At 68.2% G+C, this 459-nt stretch carries 1 protein-coding gene; it reads left to right on the forward strand.

What is annotated here, in order from left to right:
• Positions 1–459 (forward strand): FtsK/SpoIIIE domain-containing protein (locus RM844_RS32610; RefSeq protein WP_311671052.1); only part of this gene is annotated, 459 nt, incomplete at both ends.

Consider the following 459-nt stretch of genomic DNA (forward strand, 5'->3'; position numbering starts at 1 on the left):
GGTGACGATGTGGCCGCGCGGACCGCCGTCGGTGTCGAACGGTTCGCCACCCCGGACACCATCACCATTCCCGAGGCCGAGACCACGGCACGGCGGATCGGTCGCTACCGGCCGGCGAACGCCGCGCACATTGTCAGCCTGGAGGCCGATTCGAGGGCTGTCGACACAGGCCTGATGGCGCTGCTGAAGATTCCCGACGCCGCAGGCATCGTGCCAGAACAGATCTGGCGGCAGCGGTCTCCGCGGGAGCGGCTGCGGGTGCCGATCGGTATCACCCCCAACGGGCAGCCCATCGAACTCGACATCAAGGAGGCCGCCGAGGGCGGCATGGGCCCGCACGGGCTGTGCATCGGTGCCACCGGGTCGGGCAAGTCGGAATTCCTGCGCACGCTGGTGCTGTCGATGATCACGTCGCACTCACCCGAGCAGCTCAACCTGGTGCTCGTCGACTTCAAGGGC

It is taken from the genome of Streptomyces chisholmiae (assembly GCF_031845445.1).
Classification (GTDB): domain Bacteria; phylum Actinomycetota; class Actinomycetes; order Streptomycetales; family Streptomycetaceae; genus Streptomyces; species Streptomyces chisholmiae.